We start from the raw sequence: 16,427 nt of genomic DNA on the forward strand, positions 1-16,427 counted from the left end.
GATGGCCTCGACCCGCGTCCGCCGCGACCGGAGCCTCAACGTCTGGCCGGGCTACGTCGATGCCCTGGCGACGCTGCTGCTGGCGGTGGTCTTCCTGCTGACGATCTTCGTCGTCGGGCAGTTCTTCCTGTCGCAGGAGATCAGCGGCCGTGATTCGGTACTGACCCGGCTCAATCGCCAGATCGCCGATCTCACCGACCTGCTGGCGCTGGAGCGCTCGACCCGCAAGACCCAGGAGGAGCAGGCCTCGTCGCTGCGCAGCACCCTTCTGGGCGCGCAGGCCGAGCGGGATCGCCTGAAGGCCGAGGCCGAGGCGGCGCAGGGCTCCGCCGGGCGCCAGGGCGAGGTCGACAGGCAGCTGGCGGCCGAGCGCGCCAACACGGCCCGGGCCGCGTCGCAGATCGATCTTCTGAACGAGCAGATCGCGGCGATGCGCCGGCAGCTCGCGGCGCTGGAGGATGCGCTGGCGGCCTCCGAGAATCGCGACCGCGAGAGTCAGGCGCGCATCGCCGATCTCGGGAGCCGCCTGAACGTCGCGCTGGCGCAGAAGGTCCAGGAACTGGCGCGCTACCGGTCCGACTTCTTCGGGCGCCTGCGCCAGATTCTCGGCAACCGCCCGGACATCCGCATCGTCGGCGACCGCTTCGTGCTGCAATCCGAGGTGCTGTTCCCCGCCGGCTCCGCCAGCCTGAAGCCCGAGGCGAGCCCGGAACTCGACCGGATCGCCGGAGCCATCCTCGATCTGTCGAAGCAGATCCCGGCCGACATTCCCTGGGTGCTGCGCATCGACGGCCACACCGATGCGCGGCCGATCGCGTCGTCGCAGTTCCCCTCGAACTGGGCACTCTCGGCGGCCCGCGCCATCGCGGTGGTGCAGGCCATGGTGGCCAAGGGCATCCCGCCCCAGCACCTGCTCGCCGCCGCCTTCGGCGAGTTCCAGCCGATCGAGGCCGGAACGACCGAGGAGGCCTATGCGCGCAACCGCCGGATCGAGATGAAGCTCACCGAACGGTGAGGCGGCGCCTCACTTCACGATCCGGTCGAGACGGTTGTTGACGAAGAAGTACAGCTCCTTCGCGCCCGGCTCGTTGTAGAGCACCTGCACCTCGCGTCCCGAACGCCCCTCGCCGACCAGGACGTCGGTGGGCGGCTTGCCCTTCAGACGAACCAAATCGCATTCGCCGATGCCGATCTCGATGGCGCTCGCGCCTACGGGGGCCGGGGCGGTGCAGGTCCCCTCCTGGGTCAGGACCGGCCCTGAGAAGGTCGCCACCGGGGCAGGCTTCGCCACCGGGGTAGGCTTGGCCACCGGGACAGGCGCAGGAGCGGGCGCCGGCGCGCGGGCCTCCTCGGTGCTGGTGCAGGCCGAGAGGCCGAGCGCGATCACAGCGATGGAAGCGAGCAGACGCGGGCGGAAGGAAGCAGGCACGGACAGGTCCTCAGCGCTGCGCGGCGTTGCGCGCCTTGAGCGCGGCCGCGAAGAGAGCCGCCGCATCCGTGTGGAAGGCGGCGCGCGAATCGGGACGGGAATAGAACATGTGCCCGCCGGGGTACACGGCCAGATCGAGGCGTCCGCCGCCGAAAGCCGGCATCTGGTCGATCAGCAGCTTCGAGGCGAAGTACGGCGTGACCAGATCGGTGTAGCCATGGGCGACCAGCACCCGGAGGTTGCCGTCGAGGGCGAGCACGCCGCGCAGGGCACCGAGCGCCTCGGGTGCCGAGCGGCCGCCGCCCCAGGTCCAGCCCCGGTTCACCGCGCTGTTGAGCAGCTCGTAGCGCAGGTCCGGCACCCGGTAGTTCAGCTTCTCGGTGTAGAGCGCCAGCATGGCGCTGGTCAGCGGCGCCTGGAGCCCGGTGAGCAGTGGGTCTTCGAAGCCTGAATAGGCCGCGCTCGGGTCCGGGTCCCAGCCGGTCACGCCGGTGTCGTAGGCGCTGGCGACCCGACCGGTGTCGCGGCCGATCTCGCGCTGGACGCTCTGTCCCGACAGGCGCCCGGCCTGCCGGCGGACGAAGGCCGGGTCGAGACCCGCCAGGGCACCGACCCGGTCGCCGAGCCGCGCGACCGCGGCGCTGTCGGACGGACCCTTGAGCAGGTCGGCGAGATAGGGGCCGGTGGCGTAGGCTTCCGCGTCGGCCATGGTCTGGCGCGTCGGCGTGCCGCCCGCCCGCTCGATGGCGGCGGCGGCGAAGGACGGCAGCTTGATGACGTGGCCCCACGGCGTGGTGCGCGGCGCCTGCAGCCAGGCGAAATCGAGCACGGGCGAGAGCAGCACCATGCCGGACAGGCCCACCCCGATCTCCTCCTGGAGCTTCGCCGCGATCAGGGGGCCGCGAAATCCGCCGTAGCTCTCGCCGACGAAGAACTTCGGGGCGGCCATGCGGTCGTTGGTGCGCAGCCACCGGGCGATGGCGGAGGACAGCACCGAGGCATCGGCGTCGATGCTCCAGTAGCGCTTGGCATCGCCGTCGGCGGCGCGGCTGTAGCCGGTGCCGATGGGATCGATGAAGACGAGGTCGGTGAAATCGAGCCAGGTGCCGTCGTTCGGTACGAGGCCGATGGGCGCCGAGGGGCTGATGCTGGCGCCCTCCACCGGCAGGCGCCAGGGGCCGATCGCCCCGATATTGAGGTAGGCCGAGGCGGCACCCGGCCCGCCGTTCAGCGCGAAGGTGACGGGGCGCCCCCCCTCGCCCGGGTTGGCCGCCCCATCCTGACCCTTCAGCGTGTAGGCGATGTAGGCGATCTCGGCCTGAAGCTTCCCCGCCTCGTCCACCAGCGGCAGGCTGCCGGCCCGGGCCGTGAAGGCGAGGACGCGGCCACCCGGCAAGGTGACGCTGTGCTCGGTCACGGCATCGGCTGGCAGCTTGCCGCCAGGGATGCCACGCGTCTCGGCGCCTTTGTCCGGGCTTTTGCGCGCCTCTGCGGGCTTGTCGCTCGGCTGCGCCTTTTCCGCCGCTTGAGCTTGCGGGGCGGGCTGGGCTTGCGGGGCAGGCTGGGCTTGCGGGGCAGGCTGGGCTTGGAGCGACGGCGCGGCAAGCATCAGGGACGCGAGGCCGATGGCGCAACCTCTAAGGGCGTGTCGTCTCTTGGCGTGTCGTCTCATGGGGGATCCTCTCGGCGACGGGTGGCGATGCGGCGGCGGGGTCAGACCGGCCCCGACCCAGCGACTCGGAGACGGCGCAGGGGAAGAGACGGCGCAGGCGCACCCGGACCCGAAGGCGCGCGCCGGAGGCGTGCAGTCCAGCGCCGCTGACCGTGCAAGACTCCGCAAAATTGCAGTTTCTGGTTCCCGGGTTCCGCTGCGCGGCCCCGGGATGACAACGGGTGGTGGCACTACCAAGACCTCTCCACGAACCCGAGGTTCGCTGGGAAGAGGGGCGGTGTTGCGCTGTATTGCGTGAGGATGAAAGCAGTCCGAAAGCGGAGGCGCCGCCGGGTCAGATCCTCCGGGCCGATTGGCCGAACAGCGGATCACGCTTTCTTCTGCCAGCGGCCGTCCTCGTCCTGCTGCCAGTAGGCAATGGTGTGACCGGCTGCCTTGGCCTGCTTCCACTGCGCGCGCGCGCGCAGGAGGGCCTCCTGGTCGGTCCCGTCGAACAGGACGCAGATGCGGGCGTAACCGGCGGCATCCGGCGGCAGGTCGGCCCCCTCCACCAGGAAGCGGATCGAGGCCGCGTTGGGGTTGGTGTCCTTCAGGGTCAGCACCACCGGCTGGCTCGCCGCATCGGCATCGCGATCGGTCCCGTGCGGCAGGAAACTGTCGTCGCTGTAGGTCCAGAGCTGGTCGTCGAGGGCCTGAAGGCGCTCCTCGCTGGCGGCCTGGATCGTCGCGCGCCACTGGCGCTCCAGGGAGCGCTCCAGCAGGTTCGGCAGGACGGCCTCGAGGGGCCGGTGCTGCAGATGGTAGAACAGGATCTCGGTCACAGGTTGCAAGGTAGTCCTATCGCGCGCCTTTGCCAGCCGGTCCGTCCCGCCCCACCCGGGCGAGCCCCGGAAAACGCGCGCGTGAAAACCGCGCAGGCCCTTCCACGACAGAACCCTCGGGCGTTCGGTGAGTAACCGTACCAACAGGCGTTCGGGCGATCCGAACCGACCACCCGGGGAGCCACCACCATGCACCATCGCAAGAAGCTGCGCGACCAAGTCATCGTCATCACGGGCGCATCGAGCGGAATCGGTCTCGCGACGGCCCGGATGGCGGCGCAGGCCGGCGCGCGGGTGGTGCTGGCGGCCCGGAGCGGGGACACCCTGGAACGCATCGCGCAGGAGATCGAGAGCCAGGGCGGCCACGCTATCGCCGTCGCGGCCGATGTCGGCAAGCGCGCCGACGTGCAGGCCATCGCCGACCGGGCGATCGCGGCGTTCGGCGGCTTCGACACCTGGGTCAACGTCGCCGGCCTGACCATCTACGGACCGCTCGGCAAGGTCACCGATGCCGACCACGAGCGCCTGCTCCAGACCAACCTGTGGGGCACTGTCTACGGTTCGCTGATCGCGGTGGAGCACCTGCGCGAGCGCGGCGGAAGTCTCATCAACATCGGCAGCGTCGCCAGCGATCTCGCCTTCCCGTTCCAGGGCATGTACTGCGCCAGCAAGCATGCCATCAAAGGCTTCACCGACGCCTTGCGCATGGAGTTGGTCCACGAGGGCGCGCCGATCTCGGTGACGCTGATCAAGCCGACTTCAATCGATACGCCGCTGCCGCACCGCGCTCGCAACTACATGGACCACGAGCCGATGCTGCCGCCGCCGGTCTACCGGCCGGAGGAGGTGGCGCACGCGATCCTGCATGCCGCCGTGCACTCCGAGCGGGACATCGTGGTCGGCGGCGGCGGCAAGGCCCTAACCAGCCTCAAGGAATTCTCGCCCGGCGCCTACGACCTGCTGGCCCCGGCGATCATCGCCTTTCAAAAGCGCAGCGAGACGCCGCGCGATCCGAAAGGGGCGCTCCACAATCCGGGCCAGGACGGCGAGGCCCATGGCGACCAGCCGGGCTATGTCCGGCGCACCAGCACCTACACCCGAGCCTCGCTGCATCCCGCCGCGACGGCCATCCGCATCGGCCTCGGCCTCGCCGCGACCGCCCTCGTCGCCAGCCAGAGCCGTCGGCGCCGGCGCCCGTTGTGAGCGAGCCTGAGCCGATCGCCAGCCCTATCGGGGTGCTGTCGCCCACCGTTGCCGCGCGCCTGGTGCCGCGCTCCACCCTCGAGCTTGGGGGCGGCCGGACGCTCGCCTATGCGGAGACCGGCGCGGGACCGCCGGTGGTCGTCATCCACGGGACGCTAATGTCGCTGGAGGACATGTGGCTCGGCCCGGTGCCGATGCTGGCCAGGCAGTTCCGGGTGATCGCCGTCGATCGGCCGGGACACGGCTTCAGCCGGCGCAGCGGGCCAGCCGATGCCCATTCCTGGCGACAGGCCGCCCTGATCCGGGACGGGATCGCGGCCCTCGGCCTGGAGCGGCCGGTGATCGTCGGGCACTCGTTCGGCGCCGCCGTCGCCCTCGCGTACGGGCTGCAATTCCCCGATACGATCGCAGGCGTTGTGGCGCTGGCGCCGATCTGCTTCCCCGAACCCCGCCTCGAACATCTGCTGTTCGGCCCCCGGGCGGTGCCGGGCGGCAACTGGCTGTCGGGGTTACTCGAACGCTCGTCCGATCCGGCCCTGCTGCCGCTGCTGTGGAACGCCATGTTCCTGCCCGGGACGATGCCGCAGGCCTATGCCGAAGCCTATCCGTTCGGGCTCGCGGGAAACGCGGAGCAGCTGGTGGCGGAGGGCGAGGACGCGGCCGGCCTCCTGGCGGGCCTGATCCGGAGCGCCCTCGCCTATCACACCTGCCGGGTGCCGGTGCGAATCCTCGGGGGTGATTCGGATATCGTGGTCAGCACGCCGCGCCACGGGCTCTGGGCGTCCCACCGCATTCCGGGCGCCCATTTCAGCGGGCTCGCGCGCACCGGGCACATGCTGCACCACCAGCACCCGGAGGCCGTGCTGGCGGCCACGCGGGCCATCGTCGGACAGGGCCACGAAAAGGCCTGAAAAGAAATCGCCGGCCGCCGGATTCTCCTCAGGCTTCGTCAATCAAGAGCCATTATTGCAGGGCACACACGATCTGTTCGCAGCCGCACCCGGCCTGCGGATCGCCGACGCCTCCCCTGCCCTTTCATCCGTTCATCGGCGCACGTGCCCCAGATCGGGCCGCGCCGCGATCACATGAGGATATCCCCCGTGAACTTCACCGTCAGCGCGCGCGTGTCCGAGCGCCGCTTCAGCTTTCGTCACAGCTCGATCCTGGGCGCCGTCGAGCAGGGCTGGTCGCTGATGGTGGCGGGGATGACCGAGGTCGTCATCACGGATGCGGCCGGTCGGGCGCATTGCCCGAACGCCCTGCATCAGCACCTGTTCGGACCGCGGGCGTCCGTGGCCCCGGTCGAGGTCAAGCTCGCCGCCTGAGGGCGCCCCCCGACCGGGGGCTCCGATCAGACGCAAACGTCCGATCAAACCTGGCGGATCTTGCCGCCGAAGGTCGAGAACGATTCGTCGATGACGCCGCGCTGGGCGTCGTCGGCCTCCACGCGAACCTGGATCGCACCGGTCAGGGCGGGCTCGCCCTCGGTCTCGGTCTTGTTGCGGCCGTCCTCCAGGTCTGCGCCGGCCTGCTCGACCCCGGCGCTGTTCTGGTCGCCCGCAGAAACGACGATGATCGCCTTCCGGTCGAGCCCATGCTCCTGGACGAGATGCTCCACGCTCATCTCGGCGTCGCGACGGGTCTCGAATTCGGCGGTGAAGGTCGGCGGCATGCGGCGGCTCCGGTGCGGGGACTTCCCGAAGAGGCGGTTAAACGCCTCGGGCCGCTGTCAATGGCAGAGCGGGAGCGGATGTTCCGCGCCGCCGGATCTCGGAGTCGCCGCCGAGCCCTTCGGCCGGGTCACGCGCTGCCTCAGACCAGCCGGCTCTGCACCATGGCGGCGCCGACGAAGCTCTCGAACAGCGGGTGCGGCTCGAAGGGGCGGGACTTCAGTTCCGGGTGGAACTGCACGCCGATGAACCACGGGTGGCCGACATGCTCGACGGTCTCCGGCAGGAGGCCATCCGGCGAGAGGCCGGAGAAGCGCAGGCCCTTGGCCTCCAGGCACTCGCGATAGGCCATGTTGACCTCGTAGCGATGGCGATGGCGCTCGGAGATGTCGGTGGTGCCGTAGATCTCGGCGATCTTGGTGTCCGGCCGCAGGCTCGCCTGATAGGCGCCGAGCCGCATGGTGCCGCCGAGATCCCCGGCCGCCGCGCGCCGCTCCAGCTCGTTGCCCTTCAGCCACTCGGTCAGGAGGCCGACCACCGGCTCGGGGGTCTCGCCGAATTCCGTGGAGTTCGCTCCCGTGACGCCGGCCAGCGAGCGGGCCGCCTCGATCACCGCCATCTGCATGCCGAAGCAGATGCCGAAATACGGAATCTTGCGCTCGCGGGCGTAGCGGGCCGCGCGGATCTTGCCCTCGGCCCCGCGCTGGCCGAAGCCGCCGGGCACCAGGATGCCGTGGATGCCTTCGAGGAACGGTGCCGGGTCCTCGCGCTCGAAGACCTCGGCCTCGATCCACTCGAGGTTGACCTTGACCCGGTTGGCGATGCCGCCGTGGGTCAGCGCCTCCGTCAGCGACTTGTAGGCGTCCTTGAGGCCGGTGTACTTGCCCACGATGGCGATGGAGACCTCGCCCTCGGGGTTCTTCACCCGCTCGGAAATGGTGCGCCAGCGCGACAGGTCCGGCTCGTCCTGCGAGGGCAGGTCGAAATGGGACAGCACCTCGCGGTCGAGGCCGGCTTCGCGATAGGACAGCGGCACGTCGTAGATCGAATCCACATCGCGGGCCTCGATCACGGCCGTCTCGCGCACGTTGCAGAACAGGCCGAGCTTGCGCCGCTCGTCGTTCGGGATCGGCCGGTCGCAGCGGCACAGCAGCATGTCGGGCTGGATGCCGATGGAGCGCAGCTCCTTGACCGAGTGCTGGGTCGGCTTGGTCTTCAGCTCGCCGGCGGACGGGATGTAGGGCAGCAGCGTGAGATGCACGAAGGCGGTGGCGCCGCGCGGCAGTTCCTGGCCGAGCTGGCGGATCGCCTCGAAGAACGGCAGGCCCTCGATGTCGCCGACCGTGCCGCCGATCTCCACCAGCACGAAGTCGAAGGCCTCGTTGCCCTCGAGAACGAAGTCCTTGATGGCGTTGGTGACGTGCGGAATCACCTGGATCGTCGCGCCGAGGTAATCCCCGCGCCGCTCCTTGGTGATGATGTCGAGGTAGATCCGGCCGGTGGTGATGTTGTCGGCCCGGGTCGCGGCGACGCCGGTGAAGCGCTCGTAATGGCCGAGATCGAGATCGGTTTCCGCGCCGTCGTCGGTGACGAACACCTCGCCGTGCTGCGTCGGGCTCATCGTGCCCGGATCGACGTTGAGGTAGGGGTCGAGCTTGCGCAGGCGGACCTTGTAGCCCCGTGCCTGGAGCAGGGCCGCGAGGGCCGCCGATGCGAGGCCCTTGCCGAGCGAGGAAACCACGCCGCCGGTGATGAATACGTACCGCGTCATGGGCCTCGGTCCATAAACAAGGGAGAACGATTCGCCAAACGACAAAAACGCTTGTCCCCCGCCATGCGGTCGCAGGCGCGGTGAGACACTCGTTTCGGCGTGGCGGTGGAACGCTGTGCGGCGCCCGATGCCTCGGACGCCGCGCTCTTCACAATCATCCGGTGCGGCGAACGCCCCGGCTCAACACGTTCAGCGCGATTGCGGCGCCTGCGGCACGGCCGGCTGGGCCGGCGCGGTCTCGGGCACCTGCGCCGGAGTGCCCGGCTGCGCGCCGCCCTGGTTCCGCAGGGTGTCGAGCAGGTTGCCGGCATTCGGCTGGGTCGCGGGCTGACTGGTGCCGGTCCCGTCGAGGATCGAGCGCGGCGCCGCGCTGCGGTGCGACAGGATCGCCAGGGCCATGCTGGTGGTGAAGAACAGGGCGGCGAGGATCGCGGTGGCGCGGGTGAGCGCATTGGCCTGACCGCGACCGGTCATGAAGCCCGCGACCCCACCGCTGCCGCCGCCACCGAGGCCCAGACCGCCCTCGGAGCGCTGGAGCAGGACCACGGCGATCAGGCCGAGGACGACGATGAGGTGGATCGAGATCAGAACGGTCTGCATCGAAAATCCGGAATCTTCACCATATGCGCGCCGGCCCCGAGCCCGGTCGGGCATCGGGTCGGACGCGGGCGCGCCACGGGCCGGAGAGTCCTGGCGCCGCCGACAATGTCGTGGGGCCATACACCAGATGGCTGCCTGCGCCAACCGGCGCCCGGCCGGCCGGCTCAGTCGCGGCGCCGGTAGCGGTAGCTGTACAACCGACGCGAGAATCCGAGGGTTTCGTAGAGCGCCCGGGCCGGACCGTTGTCGGCGACGACCTGTAGGCAGGCCCCCTCCGCCTGCCGCGCCCGAGCCCAGGCCATTAGGCCGGCGACGAGCGCCGTCGCGTGTCCCGCCCGGCGATGCTCCGGATGGGTGACCACCGATTCGAGCACCAGTAGGCCACGATCGAGGGCACCGTAGCCGACTGCCGCCGGCCGCCCGTCCCGCATGCGCCGTGCGAAGACGCGCGGCAGGAGGAGGCTGGCGAGCGAAGCCCGGTAGGTCTGCGCGGCGAGGGCGGAGACGGGACCTTCGCAGGCGGATTGCGCCGCGAACCAGGCCGCATCGGGTTCGGGCGTGAGGACGAGATCGGCCGGCGCGGGCGCGTGGCACGCCGCGCCGGCGGCGAACAGCGTGTCGGTCTCGCCTTCGGCCCGGAAGCCCAGGCGGTCCAGGGCCGCATCCATCTCGGGGGCGAGATCGGGAACGCGGACGATCAGCGGCTGGCCGAGGGCGCGATAGACCGCGTCGGCCGCAGCGATTACCGCCGCAGGATCGTCGCGCCGGCCGCGCAGGGGGTTCAGCGCGTTGGTGCGCCGGGTCGGCCCGCCGGAGGCTCGCAGAAGCCAGCCCCCGAACACGATCTGGTTCGGCGAAGGTCGGGCGTTGGCACAGGCCTCCTCGACGGACCAGTGCAGATCCGCATCCGACGTCCAGGACATGTCCGCCCTCCCCTGCCGAGCCGGGCCTATCGGGTTCACACGTCCAAATTTTCGGTGCCGTGAAGGCGATCCCGAGCCGGAGCGGACGTCCGGCGCTCCGGCTCGGCGTATCGGGACCTCAGCGCATGTAGGCGCGGGCGATGCCGAGGAAGTCGTCGGCGACGAGGCTGGCGCCGCCCACCAGGGCGCCGTCGACGTTCTCCACCGCCATCAGCTCACGCGCGTTGCTCGGCTTGACCGAGCCGCCGTAGAGGATGCGGACGGCCTGCGCCTCGGCGCCGATGAGCTGGCCCAGCATCTCGCGTAAGGAGGCATGGACCTCGGCGATGTCGGCCGGGGTCGGGGTCAGGCCGGTGCCGATGGCCCAGACGGGCTCGTAGGCGATGACCGTATCCTTGGCGGTGGCGCCCTTCGGCACGCCGATAGCGAGCTGCGCGCGCACGATGTCGAGGGTCCGGCCCTCCTCGCGCTCTTCCTGGGTCTCACCGACGCAGATGATGCCGCACAGGCCGGCGCGACGCGCCGCGAGCGCCTTGGCGTGGACGCCGTCATCGGTCTCGTGATGGTAGGCCCGGCGCTCGGAATGACCCACGATGACGTAGGAGGCCCCGAGATCCGCCAGCATCTCGGCCGAGATGCTGCCCGTGAAGGCGCCGTTCGGCTTGGCATGAAGGTTCTGGCCGCCGATGGCGATGGGCGAGCCGTAGGCCGCGGCGACGCAGGATGCGATCAGCGTCGAGGGCGGGCAGATCAGGACGTCGACCGTATCGAGAAGGTCGGGCGTCAGGCCGTGGCGGACCGCCTCGACCACGGCGACCGAGCTGCGCAGGCCGTTCATCTTCCAGTTGCCGGCAATTAGAGGCCGTCGCCCCGACTTCGTCATCCCGTTCCTCACTGATGTGGTTTCGGCTTCTGCGGCTTCGCTCGGCGCTGCATCGCTTCGCCTGGCAATAAAACCTTGCGTGGCGAGAAATGGCTTCGCTTGGCGATTGCGCCGCCCGTAACAGAGGCTCGGAGGCGGCGCAAACGCCGGACGCCCTTTGCGGTGACAGCCCGGATGGTCTATCGCGGGTGGCTTTCCCTGGAATGACGGGCGTCCCCCGACGCCCACCCGACGGGTACCCGGACGTTCGATGCTGCAGAACATGCGCAAGGCCAGCCAGCATTGGCTCGGCAAGATCATCCTCACGGTGGTCTTCACCTTCCTCATCGCGGGCGTCGCGATCTTCGGCGTCGAGGAGTTCTTCCGCGCCGGCTCGTCCAGCAGCGTGGCTACCGTGGGCAAGGCGCAGATCTCGGCCGAGACCCTGCGCACCGCCTACCAGAACCAGCTTCAGCGCTATCAGAGCCAGACCCGCCGCACCCTGACGCCGGACCAGGCCCGGGGGCTCGGCGTCGACCGGCAGGTGCTGGCGCAGCTCGTCAGCGAGGCCTCCCTCGACCAGCAGACCGCGGCCCTCGGCCTGAGCATCCCCGATGCGGCGGTTCTGCGGGCGATTCAGGAGGAGAAGAGCTTCCAGGGCGCGGACGGCAAGTTCGAGCCGGCCCTGTTCTACCAGACGCTCCAGCGCGCCGGCATCAACGAGGCCACCTTCGTGCGCGAGCAGCGCGCCGTGGCGGCCCGCCTCCAGCTCGCCGAGGCGGTCGCGGCCGACCTCCACGTGCCCGAAGCCCTGCGCGAGGCGGTGCATCGCTACACCACCGAGCGGCGCTCCGTGGCCCTGATGATGCTGCCGCCCTCCGTGGCCGGCGAGATCCCGGCGCCGAGCGAGGAGGCCGTGAAGGCCTATTACGAGGAGAACAAGTACGCTTTCCGCGCCCCCGAAGCCCGGTCCGTCACCCTGCTGGTCCTCGATCCGCAGGCGATGGCCAAGCCGGAGGCCGTCAGCGCCGAGGACATCGCCAAGCGCTACGCCGCCGAGAAGGGCCGCTACGGCACGGCCGAGCGCCGCACGATCCAGCAGATCGTGTTCCCGGACGCCGCGGCCGCCGAGGCCGCCCGCAAGGTGATCGAGGCCGGCGAGAAGCCGTTCGAGGCCGTGGCCGCCGGCACCGGAGCCGATGCCAAGGACCTGTCGCTCGGCACCCTGACGAAGGCCGAGCTGTTCGATCCGGCCGTGGCCGACGCCGCCTTCGCGCTGCCGGTGAACAGCGTCAGCGCCCCCGTGAAGGGCCGCTTCGGCACGGTGCTCCTGCGCGTCACCGCCATCGAGCCCGAGACCGTGAAGCCCCTGGCCGACGTCTCCGCCGAGATCGCCAAGACCATCGCCCTCGAGCGGGCCACCAGCGGGATCGACGCGGCCCACGACGCCATCGAGGATCAGCGCGCCAACACCAAGCCGCTGGCCGACATCGCCAAGGAGCGCGACCTGCCGCTGCGCACCATCCCGGCCGTGACCGCCCAGGGCCTCGACCCGGAGGGCAAGACCGTGGACGGCATCCCCGACCGCGACACAACCCTGTCCGCCCTGTTCCGGGCCGAGATGGGCAGCGACAACGAGCCGTTGCGGACCAAGTCCGGCGGCTATGTCTGGTACGACATCACCAACATCGACCGCGCCCACGACAAGCCCCTCGACCAGGTCCGCGACGAGGTCGTCGCCCGCTGGCGCGCGGCCGAGACGCAGAGCCGCCTCATCGCCAAGGCCAAGGACCTCACCGCCCGCCTCGACAAGGGGGAGGCCGTCGAGACCGTGGCGGCGGAAGCCGGACTCAACGTCCAGACCGTGACCGATCTCGCCCGCAACCAGCCGCAGGGCGACATGACCGCCGACGTGGTCAACCGCGCCTTCGCCACGCCGGTGAACAAGGCGGCCTCGGCCGAGGCCGGCGAGAGCCGCGCCCTGTTCAAGGTCACGGCCGCGACGATGCCGGCCTTCGTGCCGGGCTCACCGGAGGACGAGGCCATCACCAAGCGCTTCCAGCCGACCATCGCCGACGACGTGCTCGGCCAGTATATCGGCGACGTGCAGACCTCCGTGGGCGTCACGGTCAACCAGGCGGCCGTCCGCCGGGCGATCGGCGGCGGCGAGTACTGAGCCGGCAATGACCGAAGACGCTGCCTTCACGGCCTTCGCGGAGACCTACGCGGCGGGTCGCCCGACCCTCCTCAACCTGACCCTGGTGGCGGACCTGGAGACGCCGGTCGCTGCCTTCCTGAAGCTGCGGGCGCAACATTCCGGCACGGCCTTCCTGCTCGAATCCGTCGAGGGCGGGGTCGTGCGCGGGCGCTACTCGATGATCGGCCTCGACCCCGACCTCGCCTGGCGCTGCCGGGACGGCCGGGCGGAACTGGCGCGCGGCCCGGACCTGTCGGCGTTCACGCCCGAAGAGGCGAACCCCCTCGCCAGCCTGCGCGCCCTGATCGCCGAGAGCGCCATCGGGGTGGACGGCGCCACCGATGCGCTGCCGCCCATGGCCGCCGGCCTGTTCGGCTATCTCGGCTACGACATGGTGCGGACGATGGAGACCCTCGGCTCGCCGAACCCCGACCCCCTCGGGGTCCCGGACGCGATCCTGGTGCGCCCCCGCATCATGGTGGTGTTCGACTCGGTGCGCGACCTCATCACGGTCGTCGGCCCGGTACGCCCGACGGAAGGGAACTCCGCGCGTGCCGCCTACGAAGCCGTCCTCGACCGCCTGGAGCGGGTCGCCGAAATCCTCGAAGGCCCCCTGCCCGTCGAGGCCCGGATCGACCCGCGCGCCATCGCGCATCCCGAGCCGGTCTCGAACACCACGCCGGAGGAGTACCTCGCCATGGTGGCGCGGGCGAAGGAGTACATCGTCGCCGGCGACGTCTTCCAGGTGGTGCTGTCGCAGCGCTTCGAGGCGCCCTTCACCCTGCCGGCCCTGGCGCTCTACCGCTCGCTGCGCCGGACCAACCCGGCCCCGTTCCTGTGCTACCTCGACTTCGAGGACTTCCAGCTCGTGTGCTCGTCACCCGAGATCCTGGTGCGGGTGCGCGACGGGCGCGTCACCATCCGGCCGATCGCGGGCACGCGCCGGCGCGGGGCCGATCCGGCCGAGGACCAGGCGCTGGCCGACGAGCTGCTGGCCGACCCGAAGGAGCGTTCCGAGCACCTGATGCTGCTCGACCTCGGCCGCAACGATGTCGGCCGCGTCTCGCGCATCGGCAGCGTCACGGTGACGGGCTCGTTCTTCCTCGAGTTCTACAGCCAGGTCATGCACATCGTCTCGAACGTCGAGGGCGAGCTCGACCCGAAGCACGACGTGCTGGCCGCGCTGTCGGCGGGCTTCCCGGCCGGCACGGTCTCGGGCGCGCCAAAGGTGCGGGCGATGGAGATCATCGACGAACTGGAGCGCGAGAAGCGCGGCCCCTATGGCGGCTGCATCGGTTATTTCGGCGCGCGCGGCGAGATGGACACCTGCATCGTGCTGCGCACCGCCCTGGTGAAGGACGGCCGCATGCACGTCCAGGCCGGTGCCGGCATCGTCTACGATTCCGACCCGGCCTCCGAGCAGCAGGAATGCGTCAACAAGGCCAAGGCGCTGTTCCGGGCGGCCGAGGACGCGGTGGTGTTCGCGAGCCGGGCGCGACGGGGGCAATAGCGCACCGGTTGACGGGTCGCCGGACTCGCGCCACACCGCCTCCATGCCCGCGCGCGAAGCTCCGATGTCCGACGTCCTCGTCATCGACAACTACGATTCCTTCACCTGGAATCTCGTCCACCTGATCGGCCCGCTCTGCGGCTCGATCGACGTGGTGCGCAACGACGCGATCACCATCGCGGAGATCCGCGCGCGCCGGCCCGACGCGATCGTGCTCTCGCCCGGCCCCTGCTCGCCGAACGAGGCCGGGATCTGCCTCGATGTGGTCAAGGACCTGTCGGCCGAGATCCCGATCTTCGGGGTCTGCCTCGGGCTCCAGGCCATCGGCCAGGCCTTCGGCGGCGACGTGGTGCGGGCGCCCACCCCGATGCACGGCAAGGTCTCCAGCATCCGGCACCGGGCGTCCGGGATCTTCCGGGGGCTGAACGGCCCCTTCGACGCCACGCGCTACCATTCCCTGGTGGTGGAGCGCGACGGCTGCCCGACGGACCTGACGGTGACGGCGGAGGCCGACGGCCTGATCATGGGGCTCGCCCACGCGCATCTCCCCGTCCACGGCGTGCAGTTCCACCCGGAAAGCATCCTGTCGCATCACGGATCGCAGATCCTGCGGAATTTCCTGGATATCGCGGCCACGTGGAATGCGGCGCGTGACAAGGACCGCGACGGCGTGCATTGACGGGTTACGTCGCCTGTCTGGAATCACTCCGGTTCTCCGCGCCGGACCGTCACGCCCGAGCCACATGGAATCCTTCAAGCCCCTCCTCGCCAAGGTCGCCACCGGCGCGGGCCTGGACCGTGCCGAGGCGCGGCAGGCCTTCGACGATCTGCTCTCGGGCGAGGTCACGCCGGTCCAGGCCAGCGCCTTCCTGATGGCGCTCAAGGTCCGCGGCGAGGCCCCGGACGAGATCATCGGCGCCGTCGAGGCCATGCGGGCGCGGATGGTGCCGGTGCGCAGCGTTCCGGGCGCGATCGACGTGGTCGGCACCGGCGGCGACCATTCGGGCAGCTACAACGTCTCGACCCTGGCGGCGATCGTCACCGCCGCCTGCGGCGTGCCGGTGGCCAAGCACGGCAACCGGGCCGCCACCTCGCGCTCGGGCGCCGCCGACGTGCTCGCGGCGCTCGGCGTCCGCATCGGCCTCGCACCGGACGAGCTGAGCCTCTGCCTCGCCGAGGCCGGCCTGTGCTTCATGTTCGCCCAGACGCACCACGCCGCCATGCGCCACGTGGCCCCGGTGCGGGCCGAGCTGCCGACGCGGACGATCTTCAACATGCTGGGTCCCCTGGCGAACCCGGCCGGCGTGCGGCGCCAGCTCTTCGGCGTCTCGTCGCCGGCCTGGGCCGAGCCGCTGACCGGCGTGCTCGCCGAACTCGGCAGTGACCGGGTCTGGACCGTACATGGCAGCGACGGCCTCGACGAGATCACCGTGACCGGCCCCACCGCCGTGGTGGCGCTGGAGGGCGGCCGGATCTCGCGTTTCACCATCGATCCGCGCGAGGTCGGCCTGCCGCTGCACGGGCTCGAAGCCCTGCGGGGCGGCGACCCCGCGCACAACGCCGCCGCCCTGTCCGAGGTGCTGGACGGGGCGCGCAACGCCTATCGCGACATCGCCGTGCTCAATGCCGGCGCCGCCCTGGTGGTGGCCGAGGCCGCCGGCTCCCTCGCGGAAGGCGTCGTCCGGGCCGGACAGGCCCTCGACAGCGGCGCCGCGCGCGCCACACTCCACAGGCTGGTCCGCCTCTCGAACCTTCGCTCGCACGCCTGA

The 16,427-nt window shown here is 70.6% G+C and carries 16 protein-coding genes; 8 read left to right on the forward strand and 8 right to left on the reverse strand.

Annotated features, from left to right (window positions below; all coding sequences use genetic code 11):
- Window position 1 precedes the first annotated feature (1 nt).
- Window positions 2-1,015, forward strand: a complete 1,014-nt coding sequence (locus ACV7NL_RS23185) for a peptidoglycan -binding protein (RefSeq protein ID WP_463356997.1) — start codon at window positions 2-4, stop codon at window positions 1,013-1,015.
- 9 nt (window positions 1,016-1,024) lie between these two features.
- Here the strand turns inward: ACV7NL_RS23185 and ACV7NL_RS23190 are convergent, their stop codons facing one another.
- From ACV7NL_RS23190 to ACV7NL_RS23200, 3 genes are all read right to left on the reverse strand, one after another.
- The gene (locus ACV7NL_RS23190; RefSeq protein ID WP_463356998.1) at window positions 1,025-1,429 is read right to left on the reverse strand and encodes a hypothetical protein; all 405 of its coding nucleotides are present in this window, start codon (window positions 1,427-1,429) and stop codon (window positions 1,025-1,027) included.
- A gap of 10 nt (window positions 1,430-1,439) precedes the next feature.
- Window positions 1,440-3,101 (reverse strand): S10 family peptidase, encoded by a 1,662-nt coding sequence (locus ACV7NL_RS23195; protein WP_463356999.1) that lies wholly within the window; start codon window positions 3,099-3,101, stop codon window positions 1,440-1,442.
- Window positions 3,102-3,469: 368 nt separating this feature from the next.
- Window positions 3,470-3,922, reverse strand: a complete 453-nt coding sequence (locus ACV7NL_RS23200) for a DNA polymerase III subunit chi (RefSeq protein WP_463357202.1) — start codon at window positions 3,920-3,922, stop codon at window positions 3,470-3,472.
- Window positions 3,923-4,111: 189 nt separating this feature from the next.
- Here ACV7NL_RS23200 and ACV7NL_RS23205 point away from each other — a divergent pair, with 189 nt between their 5' ends.
- The 3 genes from ACV7NL_RS23205 (at window position 4,112) to ACV7NL_RS23215 (ending at window position 6,450) form a co-directional block, all read left to right on the forward strand.
- Window positions 4,112-5,125: an SDR family oxidoreductase gene (locus ACV7NL_RS23205; RefSeq protein ID WP_463357000.1), complete on the forward strand. Its 1,014-nt coding sequence runs from the start codon at window positions 4,112-4,114 to the stop codon at window positions 5,123-5,125.
- Window positions 5,122-6,036 carry an alpha/beta fold hydrolase gene (locus tag ACV7NL_RS23210; RefSeq protein WP_463357001.1) on the forward strand — a complete coding sequence of 305 codons (915 nt, stop codon included), beginning with the start codon at window positions 5,122-5,124 and terminating at the stop codon, window positions 6,034-6,036. The genes ACV7NL_RS23205 and ACV7NL_RS23210 overlap by 4 nt, the downstream gene beginning before the upstream one ends.
- A gap of 189 nt (window positions 6,037-6,225) precedes the next feature.
- Window positions 6,226-6,450 (forward strand): hypothetical protein, encoded by a 225-nt coding sequence (locus ACV7NL_RS23215; RefSeq protein ID WP_056188769.1) that lies wholly within the window; start codon window positions 6,226-6,228, stop codon window positions 6,448-6,450.
- A 44-nt stretch (window positions 6,451-6,494) separates the two neighbouring features.
- Here the strand turns inward: ACV7NL_RS23215 and ACV7NL_RS23220 are convergent, their stop codons facing one another.
- The 5 genes from ACV7NL_RS23220 to tpiA form a co-directional block, all read right to left on the reverse strand.
- Window positions 6,495-6,797 carry a hypothetical protein gene (locus tag ACV7NL_RS23220; RefSeq protein ID WP_056486365.1) on the reverse strand — a complete coding sequence of 101 codons (303 nt, stop codon included), beginning with the start codon at window positions 6,795-6,797 and terminating at the stop codon, window positions 6,495-6,497.
- A 140-nt stretch (window positions 6,798-6,937) separates the two neighbouring features.
- A complete protein-coding gene (locus ACV7NL_RS23225; protein ID WP_463357002.1) occupies window positions 6,938-8,566 on the reverse strand; it encodes a CTP synthase in 1,629 nt (542 codons plus the stop codon).
- 189 nt (window positions 8,567-8,755) lie between these two features.
- Window positions 8,756-9,166, reverse strand: coding sequence for a preprotein translocase subunit SecG (gene secG, locus ACV7NL_RS23230; protein ID WP_056188778.1), 411 nt, complete (start codon window positions 9,164-9,166; stop codon window positions 8,756-8,758).
- Between the two features lie 164 nt (window positions 9,167-9,330).
- Window positions 9,331-10,089, reverse strand: coding sequence for a GNAT family N-acetyltransferase (locus ACV7NL_RS23235; RefSeq protein ID WP_463357003.1), 759 nt, complete (start codon window positions 10,087-10,089; stop codon window positions 9,331-9,333).
- Window positions 10,090-10,207: 118 nt separating this feature from the next.
- Window positions 10,208-10,972 carry a triose-phosphate isomerase gene (gene tpiA / locus ACV7NL_RS23240; protein ID WP_056188784.1) on the reverse strand — a complete coding sequence of 255 codons (765 nt, stop codon included), beginning with the start codon at window positions 10,970-10,972 and terminating at the stop codon, window positions 10,208-10,210.
- Between the two features lie 250 nt (window positions 10,973-11,222).
- Here tpiA and ACV7NL_RS23245 point away from each other — a divergent pair, with 250 nt between their 5' ends.
- The 4 genes from ACV7NL_RS23245 to trpD all read left to right on the forward strand — a co-directional run bounded on the left by ACV7NL_RS23245 (window position 11,223) and on the right by trpD (window position 16,427).
- Window positions 11,223-13,127, forward strand: coding sequence for a peptidylprolyl isomerase (locus tag ACV7NL_RS23245; RefSeq protein ID WP_056188787.1), 1,905 nt, complete (start codon window positions 11,223-11,225; stop codon window positions 13,125-13,127).
- A gap of 7 nt (window positions 13,128-13,134) precedes the next feature.
- The gene (gene trpE, locus ACV7NL_RS23250) at window positions 13,135-14,658 is read left to right on the forward strand and encodes an anthranilate synthase component I (RefSeq protein ID WP_463357004.1); all 1,524 of its coding nucleotides are present in this window, start codon (window positions 13,135-13,137) and stop codon (window positions 14,656-14,658) included.
- 64 nt (window positions 14,659-14,722) lie between these two features.
- Entirely contained in the window at window positions 14,723-15,337 is a 615-nt protein-coding gene (locus ACV7NL_RS23255) for an anthranilate synthase component II (RefSeq protein WP_056486698.1), read from the forward strand.
- Between the two features lie 64 nt (window positions 15,338-15,401).
- The gene (gene trpD / locus ACV7NL_RS23260; RefSeq protein ID WP_463357005.1) at window positions 15,402-16,427 is read left to right on the forward strand and encodes an anthranilate phosphoribosyltransferase; all 1,026 of its coding nucleotides are present in this window, start codon (window positions 15,402-15,404) and stop codon (window positions 16,425-16,427) included.

It is taken from the genome of Methylobacterium sp. Ger2507 (genome assembly GCF_055231875.1).

Bases quoted from the DNA above. Each gene is read 5' to 3' on its own strand.
- ACV7NL_RS23255 (WP_056486698.1), top strand. From the start codon at position 14,723: ATGTCCGACGTCCTCGTCATCGACAACTACGATTCCTTCACCTGGAAT.
- tpiA (WP_056188784.1), bottom strand. From the start codon at position 10,972: ATGACGAAGTCGGGGCGACGGCCTCTAATTGCCGGCAACTGGAAGATG.
- ACV7NL_RS23185 (WP_463356997.1), top strand. From the start codon at position 2: ATGGCCTCGACCCGCGTCCGCCGCGACCGGAGCCTCAACGTCTGGCCG.
- ACV7NL_RS23220 (WP_056486365.1), bottom strand. From the start codon at position 6,797: ATGCCGCCGACCTTCACCGCCGAATTCGAGACCCGTCGCGACGCCGAG.
- trpD (WP_463357005.1), top strand. From the start codon at position 15,402: ATGGAATCCTTCAAGCCCCTCCTCGCCAAGGTCGCCACCGGCGCGGGC.
- ACV7NL_RS23205 (WP_463357000.1), top strand. From the start codon at position 4,112: ATGCACCATCGCAAGAAGCTGCGCGACCAAGTCATCGTCATCACGGGC.
- ACV7NL_RS23225 (WP_463357002.1), bottom strand. From the start codon at position 8,566: ATGACGCGGTACGTATTCATCACCGGCGGCGTGGTTTCCTCGCTCGGC.
- ACV7NL_RS23235 (WP_463357003.1), bottom strand. From the start codon at position 10,089: ATGTCCTGGACGTCGGATGCGGATCTGCACTGGTCCGTCGAGGAGGCC.
- ACV7NL_RS23195 (WP_463356999.1), bottom strand. From the start codon at position 3,101: ATGAGACGACACGCCAAGAGACGACACGCCCTTAGAGGTTGCGCCATC.
- trpE (WP_463357004.1), top strand. From the start codon at position 13,135: ATGACCGAAGACGCTGCCTTCACGGCCTTCGCGGAGACCTACGCGGCG.
- ACV7NL_RS23245 (WP_056188787.1), top strand. From the start codon at position 11,223: ATGCTGCAGAACATGCGCAAGGCCAGCCAGCATTGGCTCGGCAAGATC.
- secG (WP_056188778.1), bottom strand. From the start codon at position 9,166: ATGCAGACCGTTCTGATCTCGATCCACCTCATCGTCGTCCTCGGCCTG.